The organism is Aurantimonas aggregata, from assembly GCF_010500835.1.
Lineage (GTDB): Bacteria > Pseudomonadota > Alphaproteobacteria > Rhizobiales > Rhizobiaceae > Aurantimonas > Aurantimonas aggregata.
In genome coordinates, this window is the sequence record NZ_JAAAMJ010000014.1 from 71,679 (window position 1) to 90,483 (window position 18,805).

At 70.9% G+C, this 18,805-nt stretch carries 16 protein-coding genes; 5 read left to right on the forward strand and 11 right to left on the reverse strand.

Features of this window, described 5'->3' with window-relative positions; all coding sequences use genetic code 11:
* Positions 1–37: 37 nt before the first annotated feature.
* Positions 38–1,270: a Gfo/Idh/MocA family protein gene (locus tag GTW51_RS16410; RefSeq protein ID WP_163045113.1), complete on the forward strand. Its 1,233-nt coding sequence runs from the start codon at positions 38–40 to the stop codon at positions 1,268–1,270.
* A 70-nt stretch (positions 1,271–1,340) separates the two neighbouring features.
* Here the strand turns inward: GTW51_RS16410 and cbiB are convergent, their stop codons facing one another.
* Genes cbiB through GTW51_RS16425 form a run of 3 tightly spaced genes read right to left on the reverse strand, consistent with a single transcriptional unit; the run spans position 1,341 to position 4,629 of the window.
* On the reverse strand, positions 1,341–2,315 hold the full coding sequence (gene cbiB / locus GTW51_RS16415) for an adenosylcobinamide-phosphate synthase CbiB (protein WP_343034039.1): 975 nt from the start codon (positions 2,313–2,315) through the stop codon (positions 1,341–1,343).
* Positions 2,312–3,337 (reverse strand): threonine-phosphate decarboxylase CobD, encoded by a 1,026-nt coding sequence (gene cobD, locus GTW51_RS16420; protein WP_163045114.1) that lies wholly within the window; start codon positions 3,335–3,337, stop codon positions 2,312–2,314. The genes cbiB and cobD overlap by 4 nt, the downstream gene beginning before the upstream one ends.
* Positions 3,337–4,629: a cobyrinic acid a,c-diamide synthase CobB gene (locus tag GTW51_RS16425; protein ID WP_163045115.1), complete on the reverse strand. Its 1,293-nt coding sequence runs from the start codon at positions 4,627–4,629 to the stop codon at positions 3,337–3,339. Before GTW51_RS16425 ends, cobD begins: the two co-directional genes overlap by 1 nt.
* Before the next feature lie 50 nt (positions 4,630–4,679).
* On the opposite strand from GTW51_RS16425, the gene GTW51_RS16430 reads away from it, so the two are divergent.
* Positions 4,680–5,804, forward strand: a complete 1,125-nt coding sequence (locus GTW51_RS16430) for a cobalt-precorrin-5B (C(1))-methyltransferase (RefSeq protein WP_163045116.1) — start codon at positions 4,680–4,682, stop codon at positions 5,802–5,804.
* Positions 5,788–6,534 carry a cobalt-precorrin-6A reductase gene (locus GTW51_RS16435; RefSeq protein ID WP_163045117.1) on the forward strand — a complete coding sequence of 249 codons (747 nt, stop codon included), beginning with the start codon at positions 5,788–5,790 and terminating at the stop codon, positions 6,532–6,534. The genes GTW51_RS16430 and GTW51_RS16435 overlap by 17 nt, the downstream gene beginning before the upstream one ends.
* 6 nt (positions 6,535–6,540) lie before the next feature.
* Here GTW51_RS16435 and cobM read toward each other — a convergent pair whose 3' ends face one another.
* The 6 genes from cobM to GTW51_RS16465 form a co-directional block, all read right to left on the reverse strand.
* Positions 6,541–7,317: a precorrin-4 C(11)-methyltransferase gene (gene cobM / locus GTW51_RS16440; RefSeq protein WP_163045118.1), complete on the reverse strand. Its 777-nt coding sequence runs from the start codon at positions 7,315–7,317 to the stop codon at positions 6,541–6,543.
* Complete coding sequence (cobJ, locus tag GTW51_RS16445; protein ID WP_163045119.1) at positions 7,314–9,143, reverse strand: precorrin-3B C(17)-methyltransferase; 1,830 nt, start codon at positions 9,141–9,143, stop codon at positions 7,314–7,316. Before cobJ ends, cobM begins: the two co-directional genes overlap by 4 nt.
* A complete protein-coding gene (cobI, locus tag GTW51_RS16450; RefSeq protein WP_163045120.1) occupies positions 9,143–9,883 on the reverse strand; it encodes a precorrin-2 C(20)-methyltransferase in 741 nt (246 codons plus the stop codon). The genes cobJ and cobI overlap by 1 nt, the downstream gene beginning before the upstream one ends.
* Positions 9,880–11,160, reverse strand: coding sequence for a precorrin-6y C5,15-methyltransferase (decarboxylating) subunit CbiE (gene cbiE, locus GTW51_RS16455; RefSeq protein WP_163045121.1), 1,281 nt, complete (start codon positions 11,158–11,160; stop codon positions 9,880–9,882). The genes cobI and cbiE overlap by 4 nt, the downstream gene beginning before the upstream one ends.
* A 2-nt stretch (positions 11,161–11,162) precedes the next feature.
* Positions 11,163–11,843, reverse strand: coding sequence for a precorrin-8X methylmutase (locus GTW51_RS24015; RefSeq protein ID WP_246233230.1), 681 nt, complete (start codon positions 11,841–11,843; stop codon positions 11,163–11,165).
* A 939-nt stretch (positions 11,844–12,782) separates the two neighbouring features.
* Positions 12,783–13,961 (reverse strand): sirohydrochlorin chelatase, encoded by a 1,179-nt coding sequence (locus GTW51_RS16465; protein WP_163045123.1) that lies wholly within the window; start codon positions 13,959–13,961, stop codon positions 12,783–12,785.
* 412 nt (positions 13,962–14,373) lie between these two features.
* Here GTW51_RS16465 and GTW51_RS16470 point away from each other — a divergent pair, with 412 nt between their 5' ends.
* Together GTW51_RS16470 and GTW51_RS16475 are read left to right on the forward strand one after the other, a co-directional pair.
* A complete protein-coding gene (locus GTW51_RS16470; RefSeq protein ID WP_163045124.1) occupies positions 14,374–15,117 on the forward strand; it encodes a TSUP family transporter in 744 nt (247 codons plus the stop codon).
* 5 nt (positions 15,118–15,122) lie between these two features.
* Complete coding sequence (locus GTW51_RS16475; protein ID WP_163045125.1) at positions 15,123–16,640, forward strand: cobyric acid synthase; 1,518 nt, start codon at positions 15,123–15,125, stop codon at positions 16,638–16,640.
* Here GTW51_RS16475 and GTW51_RS16480 read toward each other — a convergent pair.
* The gene (locus GTW51_RS16480; RefSeq protein WP_163045126.1) at positions 16,612–17,460 is read right to left on the reverse strand and encodes an SDR family NAD(P)-dependent oxidoreductase; all 849 of its coding nucleotides are present in this window, start codon (positions 17,458–17,460) and stop codon (positions 16,612–16,614) included. The genes GTW51_RS16475 and GTW51_RS16480 overlap by 29 nt on opposite strands.
* A 61-nt stretch (positions 17,461–17,521) precedes the next feature.
* Positions 17,522–18,805: an FAD-dependent oxidoreductase gene (locus GTW51_RS16485; RefSeq protein ID WP_163045165.1), complete on the reverse strand. Its 1,284-nt coding sequence runs from the start codon at positions 18,803–18,805 to the stop codon at positions 17,522–17,524.

The window sequence follows — 18,805 nt, forward strand, 5'->3', positions numbered from 1 at the left end:
GACCGCAACCTGAACGCCCCATCGACGGAGAGCCTTCATGACCGACGAAACCCCGTCCGGCCTGTCGCGCCGGTCCATGCTCAAGCTTGCCGCCGGCACCGCTGCCGGCGTTGCCCTGGCGGGCCAGGCCCAGGCCCAGCCGGAGAACCTGCCGACCATACCGGACGAGGCGACCGGTCGTCCCTTCCCGGAGGCCGAGCTGCAGATGCCGCTACCGCCAGGCGAGCGCCTCGGCTGGTGCGTCGTCGGGCTCGGCTCCTTCGCGCTGAACCAGGTGATTCCGGCGATTGCCCGTTCGCAGACCGCCAGGCTCACGGCACTGGTTTCCGGCAATGCCGACAAGGCGGCCCGGGTCGCGGAGCATTACGGCGTGCCGGATGCCGCGATCTACGACTACGAGAATTTCGATGAGATCGCCGACAACGACGACATCGACGTCGTCTACATCGTGCTGCCGAACGGTCTGCACGCCGAATACACGATCCGCGCCTTCGAAGCCGGAAAGCACGTCATGTGCGAAAAGCCGATGGCGAACACCGTGGAGGAATGCCGGCAGATGATCGCCGCGTCCGAGCGGGCCGACAAGAAACTGATGATCGCCTATCGCGCGCATTTCGAACCGCATAACGAGCGCGCCCTGCAGATGAAAGAGGACGGGGAGTTCGGCGACGTGAAGATGGTGCTCGCCAGCACCATGCGCACGCTGGACCTGTCGCGACCCCGCGACGAGTGGCGGGTCCTGCGCGACCTCGCCGGCGGCGGCTCGACCATGGACATCGGCATCTACGCGCTGAACGGCGCGCTGTACTTCCTGGGCGAGACGCCGACCGCGCTGGTCGCATCCATCGCCAATCCGCCCGACGACGTGCGCTTCCGCGAGGTCGAGGACATGCTGACCGCACAGCTGACGTTCCCGTCCGGCGCGCTGGTCAACCTCGCCTCCGCCTATACGCTGAACGAGAACCGCATCCAGCTGCTCGGCACCGAAGGCACCGGCCTGCTCGACCCGGCGACGTCGTACAGCGGCAACGAACTGCGTCAAACCGGGCCTGACGTCGGCACCCGCATCGTGCCGGTATCGGAGCCGGCGGCGCGGCAGTTCACCGGCGAGATCGACCATCTGTCACGTGCCGTGATGGAGGATTTCGAGCCGAGGACCCCCGGCGCCATGGGGCTGCGCGATGTCGGCCTGATCATGGCGATGTACGCGTCGGCGGAACGCAATGCCTGGGTGACGCTGAACCCCGACGGCACCATGGCCGAAGGCTGATCGCCCGGCGAAGCCGGACGCCGCAGGATGCATCGGCCGCGTGGGCCGATGCACTGCCCCATGTCCAACGTTATGTGATCGCGGCGAACAGCAGAAGCGCGGTCGCGACCATCAACAGGCGGGACAGCCGATCGAACAGCGCTATGCCGGCCCTTATGTCGGCGCTCTCCGCCTCCCGCCGTCCCTGCGGGTTGAGCATCGGCGCCTCGACCATGATCTCGCCGTAGCGGCGCGGTCCGCCGAGCGACAGGCCGAGGGCGGCCGCCATTGCCGCTTCCGGCCAGCCGGCATTGGGCGAGCGGTGCGACGGCGCATCGCGGCGGGTGACGGCCCAGACTGTGCCGATCCCCGCCTTGCGACCCAGCCCCGCCGCCAGCGCGAACAGCAGGGCGGTGAGCCGCGCCGCCGGCCAGTTCACGACATCGTCCATCTTTGCCGCCGCCCAGCCAAAGGCGCGATGGCGCTCGCTCATGTGGCCGATCATGGAATCGGCGGTATTGACCACCTTGTAGGCGATGAGCCCCGGCAGGCCGAGGACGAGGTACCAGAGGAGCGGCGCGACGATGCCGTCCGAGGCGTTCTCGGCGAGGCTCTCGATCGCCGCGCGGCTGACGCCGGCCGCATCCAGTTGCTCGGGGTCGCGCCCGACGATCATCGCCACCGCCCGGCGCCCGGCCGTGATCCCTTCCCCGTCCAGCGCGTCCGCCACGGCCCGCACGTGGTCGATCAGGCTCTTCTGCGCCAGGAAGATCGCCAGCACGACGGCTTCGAGCACCAGGCCGAGGGGGCCGGCCGCAGCGAACAAGGCCGCCAGCAGGAAGCCGGTGAGGAGTGCGCCGGTTACCAGCAGGGTAATCGCCAGCACGCCGCGCCGCCGCCGCGCGGTTTCGCCCAGCGCTTCCCGGTTGAGCCGCCGATCCAGCGTCCCGATGAGGTTGCCGATCAGCACCACCGGGTGCGGCAGGCGCCGCCACAGCCAGTCGGGATCGCCGACCAGCCGGTCGAGGACGAGGCCGATAACGGCAGCGGCCAGCCGGTCGATCACGCCGCGATCTCGCCGAGCGCTTCGTCCAGCGCCGCGCCGAGCCGCCGCGCCTCGGCTGTGTCCACGACATTGCCGATGCGCAGCCAGTCGGTGCGGTAGGCGAAAGGCCGCGTCAGGATCTGCCGGCGACAGAGCGCCGCAAACAGCGCTGCCGCGTCCGGGTGGCGGATCGTCTGGAAGAGGCGCGTGCCGCCGATGGGCGTCAGGCCGGCCGCCGCCAGCGTGACGGCCAGCAACCCGTGCTGGCGGTCAATCGCGGCCCGGACATCGGCGCAGAGCTTGGCGTCGCCCAGCCAGTCGGCGCCGACCGCCAGCGCCGGCCCGGACACGGCCCAGGCGCCGAGCTTGCCGCGCAGCGCATCGGCGAGCGTCGGCGTGGTCAGGGCGAAGCCCAGCCGCAGGCCCGCGAGGCCGAAGAACTTGCCGAAGGAGCGGTAGACCAGCAGCCCCGGCCGCCCGGTGGCCCCCGCGACGGAGCGCGCGGGATCGGCATCGGCGAAGGCCTCGTCGACGACGAGCAGCCCGCCCCGTGCCGCCAGCCGGTCCGCCAGCGCCAGCAGGTCCGCCGGTTCATGGGCTCGGCCATCCGGATTGTTCGGATTCACCACGACGACGATCGTGGCGTCGGCCGCGATGTCGCCCAGCGCGGTGATGCCTGCGACCGCATGGCCTGCCGTCTCGAACGCCGTCCGGTGCCCGGAATAGGTCGGCTCCAGGATGGCGACGCGGCTCCGGGGCAGCACCGACGGCAGCGCGGCGATCAGCGCCTGCGTCCCCGGCGCGGCGACGATGCCGGCTTGGGGCGGGGCGCCATAACAGACGCGCGCCGCCGCGATGGCGCCCGCCTCCAGCTCGGCTTCCGGCAGTCGCTGCCAGAGCGCCGGCGAAAGCGGCGGCAGCGGCGGCGGCGCCGGGTTTATGCCCGTCGACAGGTCCAGCCATTCGGCGCGCCGCCCGCCGAAGCTTGCGATCGCGGCGTCGAGCGCGCCGCCGTGGCGCAGTGCCGGGTCGAGCGCCGCCATCACGCCTCCCGGTCGATGACGTGGAGGAATGAGCCGCAGACGCTGCCCTTGCGCCGCCCGAACGCGCCAAGGTCGTCGCCCCGCGCGTCCTCGGCGGTGAACAGCGCCTCGCCCGGACCCTCCGAGACGATCGTCGCGTAGTGGAACTCGTGGCCCCGCAGCCGTCCGGGCCAGACGAACCCGTCCGACGCCTGCAGCCGCCGATAGCCGAGATGCAGGCGGCGCGTTGCAAAACTGGTTTGGAGGGGCAGGAGATCCAGCATGGCGTGGCGCGTCCCGTCGCCGTCTTCGAGGCCGGCGCCGAGCACCATGTAGCCGCCGCACTCGCCATAGATCCGGGTGCCGTGCGCGGCGGCCTTGCGCAGGCCCTGCCGAAACGTGCCGGCCGCGGCGAGCCGCCCGGCATGCAGCTCGGGATAGCCGCCCGGCAGGTAGATCGCGTCGGCGTCCGCGGCTGGCGCTTCGTCGGCCAATGGCGAGAAGGTGCTGATCGTGGCCCCGGCGCGGCGCCAGCCGTCGAGGAGATGCGGGTAGGCGAAGGCGAAGGCCTCGTCGCGGGCGACAGCGATGCACTGACCAAGCGGCGGAAGCGGTGCGGCAGCAGCTCCGCCGCCGCTTGCTGAAGGTGCCGCCAGCGCCGCCAGCGCATCGAGGTCGCAGCCGGATGCGACCCAGTCGGCCGCCCGCTCCAGGAACGCCGCCAGTGCCTCATGCTCGCCCGCCTGCACGAGCCCCAGATGCCGCTCCGGCAGCGCCAGCGCGGCAGCGCGCGGCAGGACGCCGAGGACCGGGATCGCCAGCGGCGCCAGCGCCTCGCGCAGCAGCGCCTCGTGCCGGTCCGAGCCGACCCGGTTGAGGATCAGCCCGGCGAGCGCGACATCCGGTCGATGCGTCGCGAAGCCGCGCACCAAAGCGGCGACGGAATGCGACTGCTTGGCGCAGTCGACGACGAGGACGACATTCAGGCCGAGCAGGACGGCGAGATCGGCGGCCGAGCCCGAGCCGTCGGCGGCGCCGTCGAAGAGGCCCATCATCGCTTCGACGACGAAGGCCGGCGCCTCCCCTGCCTCCGCGGCCAGGTTGGCGACAAGTTCCGGCCGCATCGCCCAGGGATCGAGATTGACGCAGGCACGGCCGCTCGCCGCTGCATGGAAGGCCGGGTCGATATAGTCCGGCCCGGCCTTGGCGGACCGGACGGCCGCACCCTGCCGGCTGAGCGCCCGCAGCAGCGACAGCGTCACCGTGGTCTTGCCGGCGCCTGATTGCGGCGCGGCGATCATCAGCCCCGTCACGATCGGGCTCCCTGCTTTGCGGCCGTCGGGGCGCGGCCTATAAGCCTGCCATGAACGTCAGGCGCGGCGAGGACAAGAGTGACGATGCGGCGGCGGACCGGCCGCTTCGCCGCGGCTGGACGACGGGCGCCTGCGCGACCGCCGCGACCAAGGCGGCGCTGACGGCCCTGTTCACCGGCGAGTTCCCCGACCCGGTGGGCATCACTCTGCCGAAGGGCGAGACGCCCGCCTTCGCGCTGAACCGCCAGGCGCTCGGCGGCGGCACCGCCATGGCGACGATTATCAAGGATGCCGGCGACGATCCGGACGTGACGCATCGGGCCGAGATCGTCGCGACGGTGCGCTTCGGCGCGCCGGGCACGGGGCTCGTCTTTCGCGCCGGCGAAGGCGTCGGCACGGTGACGCTCGCCGGCCTGCCGCTGCCGCCGGGCGAGCCGGCGATCAACCCGGTGCCGCGCCGGATGATCGGCGACGTCGTCGCGGCGCTCTGCGCGGCGCATGGAAGGGCCGCCGACGTCTTGGTGGAGATCGGCGTCACCGGCGGCGCGGCGCTGGCGGAAAAGACCTGGAACCCCCGCCTCGGCATCGTCGGCGGCCTGTCGATCCTCGGCACGACCGGCATCGTCCATCCGTTCTCCTGCGCCGCGTGGATCCACTCGATCCACCGCGGCGTCGACGTGGCGAGCGCTGCGGGGCTTTCCCACGTCGTCGGCGCCACCGGCTCGACCAGCGAAGCGGCGGCCCGCGCGCTCTATCCGGACCTGCCCGAGATCGCCTGGCTCGACATGGGCGACTTCGCCGGGGGCCTGCTCAAATATCTGCGCGCCCATCCGGTCGACCGCCTCACCATCGCCGGCGGCTTCGCCAAGCTGACCAAGCTGGCGCAGGGGGCGATGGACCTGCATTCCGGCCGCAGCCAGGTCGACCTCGCCTTTCTCGCCGACCTCGTCGCCGCAGCCGCGCCCGAACGCGCGGAGGCGCTGCGCCCCAAGATCCTCGCTGCCAACACCGCCAAGGCCGTGCTCGACCTTGCCCGCGCGGAGGGGATCGACCTTGCCGCGCCGGTGGCGCAAGCGGCCCGCCGGGCGGCGCTGGAGATCCTGCGCGGCGCGCCGGTCGGCGTCGAGATTCTGGTCGTCGACCGCGACGGAGGCGTGCTTGCCCGGGTCGGCTGAGACCTTCCTGGTGCTGGGCGGCACCGCCGAGGCCAACAAGCTCATCGCGGCGCTGCGCGCGGCGCGGCCGGACGCGCGGATCATCCTGTCGCTCGCAGGGCGCACAACCACCCCGGTGCTCCCGGCCGATTGCGAAGTTCGGGTCGGCGGCTTCGGCGGCAGCGATGGCCTGGCGGCATATCTGCGCCAGGAGGGCGTGACCTGCCTCCTCGACGCGACCCACCCCTTCGCTGCCGGAATCAGCCGCAATGCCGCCCGCGCGGCGGACGCCACCGGCACGCGCCGCATCGCGCTGGTGCGCCCGCCCTGGGTCGCCCAAGACGGCGACCGCTGGACATCCGTCGCCTGCCTCGCCGGCGCGCGCGATGCCTTGCCGGCCAATGCACGGCCGTTCCTGGCACTGGGTCGCCAGCATCTGGCGCCGTTCGCGGCGCGGCCGGATCTCAAGCCCGTCGTCCGGATGATCGAGGCGCCGGTGCCGCCGCTGCCCTTCCCGGCCGAGATCGTGTTGGCGCGGCCCTCGGCGGACGTCGCGGACGAAGCCGCGCTGCTGGCCCGGCTCGCCGTCACCCATCTCGTCTGCCGCAATTCCGGCGGCAGCGCCTCCTTCGCCAAGATCGCGGCGGCGCGGGAGCTCGGCCTGTCCGTGATCATGATCGACCGCCCGCCGGAGCCTCCGCCGCCGGTCGTCCGCTCGGTGGAGGAAATCATCGCCGCCATCGCGCCTTGAGCCGCCTCAGACCGCCGCCTTGCGCTTCGGCCGCAGCAGATGCACCTGCGTCGCGTCATAGAGGTGGGAATCCACGAAATCCTCCGCCCCCAGCGCCCGCCCGACGAAGATCAGCGCGGTGCGCGTCAGCTTGGCCTCGCGGGCTTTCGTATGGATGTCGGCGAGCGTGCCGTGGATGAAGGCCTCGTCCGGCCAGCCGACCCGGTAGGCGACGATCGCCGGGCAGTCCGGCCCGTAGGCCGGCAGCGGCAGGAGCTCGCGCTGGATGTGCGGGATGTTGCGGACCGACAGGTGGATGGCGAGCGTCGCGCCGCTCTGGCCGAGCGTCGAGAGTTCCTCGCCCTCCGGCATGCGCGAGGATTTCATCGCGGTGCGCGTCAGGATCACCGTCTGGCAGATCTCGGGGACGGTCAGTTCCTTCTGCAGCGCCGCGGCAGCCGCCGCGAAGGCCGGCACGCCCGGCGTCACGTCGAAGGGGATGCCCAGTGCCCTCAGCCGTCGCATCTGCTCGGCGACGGCGCCATAGAGCGAGGGATCGCCCGAATGCACCCGCGCGACGTCCTGGCCGGCGGCATGCGCGCTTTCCATCTCGGCGATGATCTCGTCGAGATTCATCGGCGCGGTATCGAGCACGCGGGCGCCTGCGGGCGCCGCCTTCACCACCTCTTCCGGCACCAGCGACCCGGCATAGAGGCAGACCGGGCAGGCCTCGATCAGCCGCAGCCCGCGCACGGTGATCAGATCCGGCGCGCCGGGGCCGGCGCCGATGAAATGGACGGTCATGCGGTTTCTCCCTTGCTTCCACCTGCCATCCCCGTCCCGGCCTTGCCCGCATAGCCGCGCGGCGTATAGGCCCAGGCCTTGCCGTCGCCGGTGGTGAAGCACCGGCTTTCCGACGAGCCGATGATCACCACGGTCAGCATGTCGACATCGTCGACGTCGAGTTCGGCGAGCGTCACGATCCGCACGCGCTCACCCGGACGGCCGAGATTGGTGGCGAGGATCACCGGGGTCCCGGGCGGGCGGTGCTTCAGCAGCTCGTCGCGGGCGAAGGCCAGCTGGGTGCGGCGCTTGCGCGAGACAGGGTTGTAGAAGGCGATGACGAAGTCCGCCTCCGCCGCGGCGCGGACGCGGGTCTGGATGTCCGCCCAGGGCGTCAAAAGGTCGGACAGCGAGATGGTGCAGAAATCGTGGCCGAGCGGCGCGCCGGCGCGGGCGGCGGCCGCCTGCAGCGCCGAGATGCCGGGCGAGACGACGATCTCGGCGCGCCTTGCGCCGTCGGCGAGGCCTCCCTTCTCGAGAAGCTCGAAGACCAGCGTCGCCATGGCGTAAATGCCGGCATCGCCCGAGCAGATCAGCGCGACCCTCTTGCCTTCGCCGGCCAGAAGCATCGCGTGGCGCACCCGCGTTTCCTCCTCGCCGAGCGCGAAATCATGCCGCGTCTTGCCGTCGGCCAGAGGACCCAAGAGGTCCAGATAAAGCGAGTAGCCGACGAGGTCGGTGGCCTCCGCCACCATGCGGCTGACCTCCGGCGAGCGCCATTCGGCGCCGCCCGGTCCGATGCCGACGACGAAGAGCGTGCCGCGCGCGCGGCCGATCCTTGCGGCGTCGACCGGATGCGGCGCTTCACCCAAAGCTGCCGTGACGCGGCGGCTCTTGCGCTTGGCAAGGCGCAGCCGGCCTTCGGCGCCCACGGCCGCCAACGCCGCGCCCTCGGCGACGCCATGGCATCCGGTCTCGGCAAAGACGATCTCGGAGGGCGTTTCGAGGCGCGGGGCCTCGGCCTCCAGCGCGGACGCGGCGAAGAACCGCGCCGGGACGCCGAAATGCGCGGCGACCGCATGCACGGCCGGCTCGTCCGCCTTGAGGTCGATGGAGACGACGCAGGCGAGCGCCAAGGGGCTCACGCCGGCTTCCACCAGCGTCGCCTCGGAGAGCGCGATCGCCTCGTCCACCGGCGCGCCGCGCTCGCTCCCGATGCCGAGCACGAGGTTCTGCGGCCGGTAGAGCAACTCGCCGGGGTTCGGTGCGCGGACGGCGTCAGTGACCGTCAGCAGCACATCGCCGTCGGCGGCGAAGTTCAGCCGCGCGGCCTCCAGCCAGGGCGCCGATCCGGCGAGCCGCGCCGTGCCGCCGGCGACCAGCTCGGCCATGGCAGACTTGGCGAAGTCCGGGTTCTCCAGCCGCCAACCCGGCGGCGGCGCGTCCAGCGCGACGCCGAAGCGCAAATCGCCGGCGGTGGTGATGGCCGCCGCCGTGCCCAGCGCCGCCGCGATAGCCCGGGCGAGATCGTTGGCGCCATGGTGGCCACCGAGCAGCGGCACGACGGCCGAGCCATCCTCGGCGACGGCGACGACCGGCGGCTCGCGATGCTTGTCGGCGAGGAGCGGCGCCAGCATGCGCACCAGCGCGCCCGTCGCCATCAGTGCGACGATCGGCCGGCCTTCCGTGTAGAGCGCCTGCAGATGCGTCGCTGCGCTGTCGAAGCTGACGGCGACGTCGGCGCAGCGGGCGCTGGCGCCATGGATCGTGCCGCCGGTGGCGGCGGCGATCCGCGCGGCGACGGGACGCGCGGAATCGGAGAGGATGACGATGGCCGGCTTGGTCATTATGCAGATTCCGCTGCTGGCTGGGCTCCGAGCCCGCGCAGGATCGCCGCTTCCGCGCCGCGATAGCCGAGGATCATCGAGAAATACGGCACGTCCCCGTCGATCTCGGCCAGCGGCACGATGCGCTCGGCGTCGAGCGTGACGCGCTCGCAAAGCGCGCATTGGTCGGCAAGGCCCAGCCGTTCGAGCAACGCGCGGACACGGGCGAAATGCCGGCCGAGCTTGATGATCGCGAAGGCCTCGCAGGCTTCTATGCGCGCTTGGAGGGCGTCGTCGTCGAGCGGCGCCGGCAGCACCGTCAGGACGTCGTTGCGCGCCGCCAGCGGGCGCTGCAGCCGGGCCGAGGCGGCGGAAACCGAGGTCACGCCGGGGACGATCTCGGTGGGGAAGCGATCGGCCAGCCGCTCGAACAGATACATGAAGGAGCCGTAGAAGAACGGGTCGCCCTCGCAGAGCACGGCGACGTCATGGCCCGCGGCGAGCCGACCGGCGATCGCGGACGCTGCCTTGTCGTAGACCGCGGCGGCCGGAAACCGCTCGACGCGCATCGGCACGACGATCGGAATCTCTTCCTGGTGCGGCCCCAGATGCGCGGCGACGATGGAGCGGGCAAAGCTCGTGCCGTGATCCGGCGCCGGATAGGCGACGACGGGGGCGGACTGCAGGATGCGCAGTGCCTTCAGCGTCAGCAGCTCGGGATCGCCGGGCCCGACGCCGAGCCCGTAGAGCGTGCCGCTCATCGGCCGATGCCCTTGCTCAAATGCCAGTGGATGACGGTCATCGACGGCTTGAAGCCGCGATAGGGGCCGACCTTCTCGGCCCGCTCCACCGAAACGCGCATCAGCTCCCCGCCCAGCTTCTCATGCAGCCCGATCAGCAGCGCTTCCGATTCCAGCGTCACGGCATGCGCGACCATCCGCCCGCCCGGCCGCAGCGCCTCCCATGCCGCGTCGAAAACGCCGTCCGTCAGGCCGCCGCCGATGAACACGGCATCCGGCTGGTCGAGCCCGTCGAAGGCTTCGGGTGCCGATCCGGCGACCACGACGAGTTCCGGCACGCCCAGCGTCGCGGCGTTCTCGGCGATCATCGCCCGGCGCGCTTCGATCGGCTCGATGGCGATGGCACGCGTCCGGACGGCGCTTCGCAGCCACTCGACCGAGATCGAGCCGGAGCCGGCGCCGACATCCCAGAGCAATTCGCCCGGCATCGGCGCCAGCGCCGCGAGGGCCAGCGCCCGCAGCACGCGCTTGGTCATCTTGCCGTCATGGACGAAGGCGTCGTCCGGAAGCCCGGCGACAAGCGGCCGCGGCTCGGCCGCCCGGCCGGCGACGCAGGCCACCGCCACGGTGTTCAGGTTGGCGACCTCATCCAGGTCGAAGCCGGCGGCCGTCGTCTCGCGCACCCGCTCGCGTTCGCCGCCGAGATGCTCCAGCACGATCATCCGGCTCGGGCCGTAGCCGCGACCGGTCAGGAGCCGCGCCAGCGCCTGCGGCGACTGGCCGTCGGCCGAATAGACAAGCAGCTGTGCGCCCGGCGCCAGTGCCCGCGCGACGGCCTCGACCGGCCGCCCATGGACGGTGAGGCAGGCGCAGTCCTGCAGCGGCCATCCGAGCCTGGCCGAGGCCAGCTGGAAGGCCGCCGGCGCAGGAATGACGCGCATCGCCGCTGGCGTGAAATGCCGGGTCAACGTCGCGCCGACGCCGAACCACATCGGGTCGCCGGTCGCGAGCACCACGGTCGGCGTCCCGGCGCAGGCGGCAAGGCGCTCGATCGAATCCGCGAAGGGCGATACCCAGGGGATCGTCTGCGCGTCGGTGTCGCCGAGCATGGCGAGGTGGCGCTCGCCGCCGAAGACGGTCGTCGCGTCGGCCAGCAGCTGCCGGGCTTCGTCCGACAGGCTGTCCAGCCCGCCATCGCCGATGCCGATGACCGTCAGCCACGGGCTTTCCGGCGTAGCCTCCGCGGGCTTGCCGCCGTCGTCATGGCCCGCCAGCCAGGGCCGCACCGGGTCGGCCATGGTCAGTCGAGCCCCTTGGCGAGCGCGTTCACCGCCGCCGCCGCCATGGCGCTGCCGCCGCGCCGGCCGGCGATCGTCACATACGGAATGCCGCGCGAATCGCGCACCAGCTCGGCCTTGGATTCGGCCGCGCCGACGAAGCCGACGGGCATGCCGATGATCAGCGCCGGCCTTGGCGCGCCCTCGTCGAGCCGTTCCAGCAGGCGGAACAGCGCCGTCGGGGCGTTGCCGATGGCGACGACCGCGCCCTCCATCAGCTCGCTCCAGAGGTCCACCTGGGCCGCCGAACGCGTCGTGCCGTCACGCTCGGCGATGCGCCTTGTGCGCGGATCGGAGAGCCGGCAGACGATCTTGTTCTGCTGCGGCAGCCGGCCGGGAATGACGCCGTGGGCGACCATCTCGCTGTCGCAGAGGATCGGCGCACCGGCGGCGAGCGCCGCCTTTCCCGCCGCGATCGCATCCTGCGAGAGCAGGAGGTCGGCGACGATCTCCGGCATGCCGCAGGCATGGACGAGCCGGATGGCGAGGTCCTGCGCGTCGTCCGGCAGTTGCGACAGGTCGGTCTCGGCACGGATCAGCCGGAAGCTCTCGGCATAGATCGCGTCGGGATCGCGCAGATAGTTGAGCCGCGCGCCCGGCGCGACATAGGCCTCCGGGTCGTCCTCGCCAAGCGCCTCGGCCAGCCGGTGGCCGAGGCCGACGATCCAGCCCTCCTCCGCCACCACGGTCGCGGCCTGATCGGCCGGCAGATCGGTGGGCGCGGCGAGCAGTTCGCCGAAGCGTCCGTCGGCGTCGAAGCGGCTGAAGATCGTCGCCAGCGTCTCGACCTGCGCCTCGTCGATCGCGGATTTGTCGCCCTGCTCGATCTTGATGAGGCCGGGATAGATCTCCGCCAGCACGATCGGCGCATTCAGCGCCGAGGCAAAGCGCGTCTCGAACGGCCAGACGGCCAGATGATCGGCAAATTCCGGGTTGCGGCGCAGCTGTTCGAGCCGGGCGATGCCGGTGATCGCCTGGCTGCCGACGCTGCCGGTGAAGTTGAGCTTCCAGACGGGCTGGGCCTTGCCGGCCCGGGCCTCGGCCACGCGCTTTTCCGGCAGTCCTGTCGGATAGGGATCGGGCTTGGTCGCCGACAGGCCCGGCACCACCTGGTGCATCGGTCGGCCCCAGTACATCGGCATGCCGGCGAGCTGCTCGCGGTTGAGCCGTCCGGCGACCTCGAAGCGGTTGTTGGTGTTGGTCTCGAGGTCCTGCAGCGCATCGGCGAAGAAGCCCCAGAGGGCGCGCCAGTCGGGGCTGCCGGCAATCGCCGCGGCGCCGCCGGCCGGATAGCCGAAGGGAAAGTCGAAGCCGGCGAAGACGCGCTTTTCGTCCGCCAGCGCCTGGCGGAAATAGGCCTCCAGCCGCGCCATCGCGGCAGCCCGCGTCGGCGGGTTGATCGTCTCGACCAGCCGCGTCTCGGTGCCCTCGCGCTCGGCAAAGGCGATCCAGACGGAATCCTTGCCTTTGGCAGGCGCGTTGGATGCCGACCAGTCGACGATGACGTAGCGATCAAAGAGGGCGCTCATCGGCTGCTCGATCGGTTCGGCGTCACGAGGCCGCCTCGCGGCCGCGACGGCGCGTCACGGACGACGCATCGAGCGTGGGCCGAGCGGATGGTCGGCATGCGGATAGGGGTGGTGGTGGTGATCGTGGGAATGGTCGTGTCCGCCGTGCGAATGCGAGTGGGGATGAGGGTGCCCGCCCGCCTCGCCTTCGGCATGCGAGTGGACGTGGCCCGGCGCGTGGTCGTGTGCATGGTCATGCTTGTGGTCATGATCATGACCGTGGTCATGCCCGTGCGCATGGGCGGTTTCGTGGCGCGGCGCGGCCGGCGCGACATCGCGGCAGGCGCCGGTGCAGACCGTGTCGCAGAGCGTGCAGTCGAGCGAGGAGCCGACGCCCTCGACGTGATGGTGGTGGCTCTCCTGGGCGAGCCCGACTTCCGCCTCGAAGCCCAGCACCTGCTCGCGGTACTTGCACATCTGGCAGTTCATGTTGTTGGTGCCCTCGAGAATTTCCCCGAGACGATCGACGAAGGTCTCGACCACCAGCTCATGGGCGCCGAGATAGGGCGCCTTCAGGAAGCGGATGTCGGGATGGGCGGAAGCGACATTGTCGGTCTGGTCGTAGATCCGCCGCACCAGGACGCCGGTGAAGAGGAAATACGGGAAGACGACGATCCGCTTGTAGCCAAGGCGGCTCGCATGTTCGAGCCCCGGCTCGACCAGCGGGAAGGTGACGCCGGAATAGACCGTCTCGCCCCAGGCGAAGCCGAGGCCCTCCCACAGCATCCGCATCACCTTGGCGACGTTGGAATTGGCGTCGGGATCCGACGCGCCGCGGCCGACCACGACCAGCATCGTGTCGTGCAGCGCCTCGCCGTCATGCCAGCCGTCCGCCCGCAGGCATTCCTTGATGCGCTCGCCGGCGGCGCGGATCATCTTCAGGTCGACGCCGAGCTCGCGGCCATACTCGATCCGCAGGCCGTTCGCGGCGGCATAGGTGTTGAGCACCGAGGGAATGTCGTTCTTGGCGTGGCCGGCGGCAAACAGCATGCCGGGCAGCGCCAGCACCGTCTCGGCGCCGCTCGCCTTCAGCTTGTCGAGCCCGTCGCGAATCACCGGCTTGGCGAACTCAAGGTAGCCGTGCTCGACGGACCAGTCCGGCAGGCGGGTGCGGAGCTTGTCGGCGAGACCGCCGAATTCGACCATCGCGGCCTGGTCGCGGCTGCCATGGCCGCACAGCATCAGGGCTTTCATCACGCACTCCTCGCAACGCCGGAGGAGACGCGCGAGACTATCCCACGCGGACCGATCCGACAGCTCCGTCCTGGCCCCCTGCTTGGGTCGGCCTCACCGGAATTTCTCTCAGCCCGAATACGGGCACCGTCAGGCGGGTCGACGTAAACAGCACCGCGGGCCGGGCGTCAAATCAAGTTGGCTTTGCGACAGGCGCGCGATACCAAGACGCGGTGGAACCCCTCTCCGTTTCGTCATCCCAGGCGTTGAATCGGACCCCTTCTCGGCCTTCGTCTCGCGCGTCGTCGTCGGGCGATCCGGGCAGGAATCGCCGTTCGACGCGCGGGATGACCAATGAAGCCCCTTATCCTCTCGTCGGTACCTCGCCTGCCACGACGCCCAGATCGCGCCCGAAGCGCGCCGAAAGACCGCCATGCCGACCGAGATCTTCGCCCTCCTCGTACTTGCCGCCTTCGTTGCCGGCTTCGTCGATTCGATTGCCGGCGGCGGCGGGCTGGTGACGATCCCGACGCTGCTGCTCTGCGGCATCGACCCGCTGACGGCGCTCGGCACCAACAAGCTGCAGGCGCTGTTCGGCTCGGGCTCCGCCTCTATCAGCTACGCCGCCAAGGGCCATGTCGACCTGCGCAAGCTGATGCCCACGGCGCTGCTCTCCTTCGCCGGCGCGCTGGTCGGCGCCCTGGCGGCGATGGTGCTGCCGACCGACGTCCTGGAAACCCTCCTCCCGTTCCTGCTGATCGCCGTCGCCGTCTACTTCGCCTTCAAGCCGGGCCTGTCGGACGAGGACGCCGAGCGGCGGATCTCGCCGGCGCTGTTCGCCGGCTTCCTGGTGCCGCTCATCGCGGCCTATGACGGTCTCTTCGGCCCGGGCGCCGGCTCGTTCTTCATGCTCGCCTTCGTGACGCTCGCCGGCTACGGCGTCCTGAAGGCGACGGCGCACACCAAGCTCCTGAACTTCGCCTCGAATTTCGGCGGCTTCGTCATCTTCGCCTTTTCCGGGGCGCTTCTCTGGAAGCTCGGCCTCGCCATGGGCGTCGCGCAATTCGTCGGCGCGCGGATCGGCTCGGGCTTCGCCATGCGCTTCGGCGCCAGGCTGATCCGGCCGCTGCTGGTGGTGGTGTGCCTGGCGCTGGCGACAAAACTGCTGCTCTCATGACCGGCATGAAGCGAACTCCCGCCATCATGCTGCAGGGTACCGGCTCGGATGTCGGCAAGACGGTGCTGGTCGCCGGGCTCTGCCGGCTGTTCGCGCGGCGCGGCCTCGCCGTGCGGCCGTTCAAGCCGCAGAACATGTCGAACAACGCCGCCGTGGCGGCGATCCCCGGCTCCGACGCCTTCGGCGAGATCGGCCGGGCGCAGTGGCTGCAGGCGCTGGCCTGCGGCACCAAGCCGACCGTCGACATGAACCCGGTGCTGCTCAAGCCGCAGTCCGAGACCGGCAGCCAGGTCGTCGTCCGCGGCAAGGTCGTCGGCGAGGCGAAGGGCCGCGACTACCAGCGTCTGAAGGCTGGCCTCCTGCAGACGGTGCTGGAAAGCTACGCCCGGCTCTCTGCCGAGGCCGATCTCGTCATCGTCGAGGGCGCCGGCTCTCCGGCCGAGATCAACCTTCGGGCCGGCGACATCGCGAACATGGGCTTTGCGACGGCCGCCGGGGTGCCGGTGATCCTCGTCGGCGACATCGACCGCGGCGGTGTCATCGCCTCGCTGGTCGGCACCCACGCCATCCTGCCGGACGAAGACCGGGCGATGATCGCCGGCTTCCTGATCAACAAGTTCCGCGGCGACGTCTCGCTGTTCGACGACGGGCTTTCGGCGATCACAGGCTTCACCGGCTGGCCAAGCTTCGGCGTCGTGCCGCATCTGGCCGCCGCGTCACGGCTGCCGGCGGAGGATTCCGTCGCGCTGGAGCGGCTGTCGGCGCCCGGCGCCGGCAAGGCGCTGAAGATCGCCGTGCCGCTGCTCGGCCGCATCGCCAATTTCGACGATCTCGACCCGCTGAAGGCGGAGCCCGATGTCGAGGTCGCCTTCGTGCGCCCCGGAGAGCGACTGCCCGCCGACGCCGCGCTCGTCCTGATTCCCGGCTCGAAATCGACCATCGGCGACCTCGCCGCTTTCCGCGCCAACGGCTGGGACCGCGATCTTCTCGCCCATCATGCTCGCGGCGGCCATGTCGTCGGCCTCTGCGGCGGCTACCAGATGCTCAGCCGCACGGTGCGCGACCCGGACGGCATCGAGGGACCGGTGCGCGAGGCGGCTGGGCTCGGCCTGCTCGACGTCGAGACCGTCATGGAGCCGCAGAAGACCGTCCGCGAGGCGAAGGCAACGACGCCCGACGGCGCCCCGCTCGACGGCTACGAGATCCATCTCGGCCGCAGCTTCGGGCCGGACTGTGCCCGGCCGGTCTGCTTCCTCGACGGCCAGCCCGACGGCGCGATCTCCGCCGACGGCCGGGTCTTCGGCACCTACCTCCACGGCCTGTTCGGCGCCGACACCTGGCGCCGCGACTTTCTCGCCCGGTTCGGGCTCACGGGGTCGACGGCGGGTTATCGGGCCGGGGTGGAGGCGGCGCTGGACGAGATCGCGGCGGAGCTGGAGCGGGTGGTCGAAGTCGATCGCCTCCTCGCCGTGGCGCGAGAAGGCGTGTCCGACATCAATCCGTCTTCGCCGCCCACGCCCTGAACTTCTCCGCCCAGTCCCTGTGCCAGCGCGACAGCGGCGGGCGGTTTTCGGTGATGTCGCCGGCGGTCCAGGCGATGCGCTTGGCGTCGATCTCGCGGGTCACCTCGCCGTCCGGGCAGAGGATGTAGAATTCGTCCGTGCCGAGCCGTTCCAGCATGAAGTCGACGGTCTGTTCCGGCGTCCAGGCCCCCGCCGGCTTCTCGGAGCGGTCGCCCTTGGTGAGCGCCGTGTAGACGAAGCCGGGGATCAGCAGCCTTGCCTCGACGCGGCAGCCGTCGCGGCCCCGCAGATCGTGCTGCAGCGCCTCGGTGAAGGCCTTCAGCCCGGCCTTGGAGACGTTGTAGGCCGGATCGCCCGGCGGCATGGTGATGCCCTGCTTGGAGCCTGAAACGACGATGAGGCCCGGCGCGCCGCTCGCCACCATGCGCTCGCCGAAGATCTGCGCGACCTGGATCGCGCCGACGAGATTGGTCCGCAGCACCGCGTCCCATGTCCCGCGCGTGTCGAAGATGTCGCTGCCGGGCTGGATACCGGCATTGTCGAGCAGCAGGTGCACGGCGCCGTAGCGGCCGAACAGCTCGTTCGCCAGCGCCTCCACGGCGGCTTTGTCGCCGACATCCGTATCGAGGGTCAGGACGGTAGCGCCCGGCGCGGCTTCCGCGATGGTGCTCTTCGCCGCCGCGAGCCGATCGGCCAGCCGGTCGACGATCGCCACGACCATGCCGGCCTCGGCGAAGCGGGTGGCGGCGGCGAGGCCGATGCCGGAGCCGCCGCCGGTGACGACGGCGACGTTGCCTTCGGCGATGACGGGATGCGTCATGATGGTGTCCTTTCAGCTATTCTCGGCGGGACCGCCCGTGGCGGGCGATCCCCGGTCGGCGTCAGCCGTGCAGCTTCATCGCCGGTCCGCTTGTCGGGGACATCATGTCGGCGAGGATGGCGACCGAGCCCCGGAGCGGTCCGAGCACCGACCATTGATGACGGCGCTGCAGGCCGTGATAGGCGGCCGTGGCGAAGCGCCCCTCGACGAGGAAATCGTTCTTGCGCAGGAAGCCGACGAGGCCGACCGAGCCCGCGCCGCCGAGCGACAGCAGACGGCCCCGGTCGTTGTAGACGAAGGGCTTGGGCGTGCCGCCCGCCAGAAGCTCCGGCAGCGCCGAGACGAGATAGTCGGCCTGCTGGCTGGCGCATTGCGCCGTCGGCGGCAGCGGCGCTTCGGCGCCCTCGGGCGTGAAGCTCGCCGCATCGCCGATGACGGTGATCGCCGGGTCGATGCTGGAGCGCAGGCGGTCGTCGACGACGATGCGGCCCTTCTTGTCCATCTCGAAATCGGCGAGCTGCTTCAGCAGCGGGTGACCGGTCAGGCCGGCGGCCCAGACGGTGACGTCGGCGGGAAACGCTTCCCCGGTCTTGATGCGGATTTCGGTCTCGCTCACAAGGTCGACCGCCGCATTGGTGCGCACGACGATGCCGAGCTGATCCAGCCGGTCGGAAACGCTCTTGCGCAGGCCCTCGTCGGCCCCGGGCATCAGCTGCGGCGCCGCCTCGAGGATCGTCAGCTTCAGGAGCGGGCGCATCTCGTCGCTGCCCCGCTCATGCGCGAAGGCCTGCTCCGACAGGCGCAGATGCGCGGCCAGCTCGGTGCCGGTCGCGCCGGAGCCGACGATCACCACATGTGCCGGCTCGCGGCTGACGCGGGCATGGATCATCAGGGCGATGAACAGGTCGCGGAATTCCTCCGCGTCGCTCTTCTCGTCGAGCCTTATGGCGTGTTCGGCGACGCCCTCGGTGTTGAAGGTCGCCGTCAAGCCGCCGAGCGCCACGACGCAGCAATCATAGGCGAGCGAGCGGGACGCGGTGATGAACTGGTCGGTGGCGCTGCGCATCTCGGCCAGGCGCACCGTCTTCGCGGTTCGGTCGATCGTCTCGACGTCGCCCTGCTCGAAGCGGAAGCCGTGCATGCCGGCGAGCGTATAGAAGCTCATCTCGGCAAGGCTTGAGTTCACCGTGCCGGCGGCGAATTCATGCAGCCGCGGCTTCCACAGATGCGTGCTGACCCGGTCGACCAGCGTGACGTCCATGTCGCTGCGCCGCGACAGGCCGATGGCCAGTTCCAGGCCCCCGGCGCCGCCGCCGAGGATCGTGACGCGCTGCCTGGCCTTCAC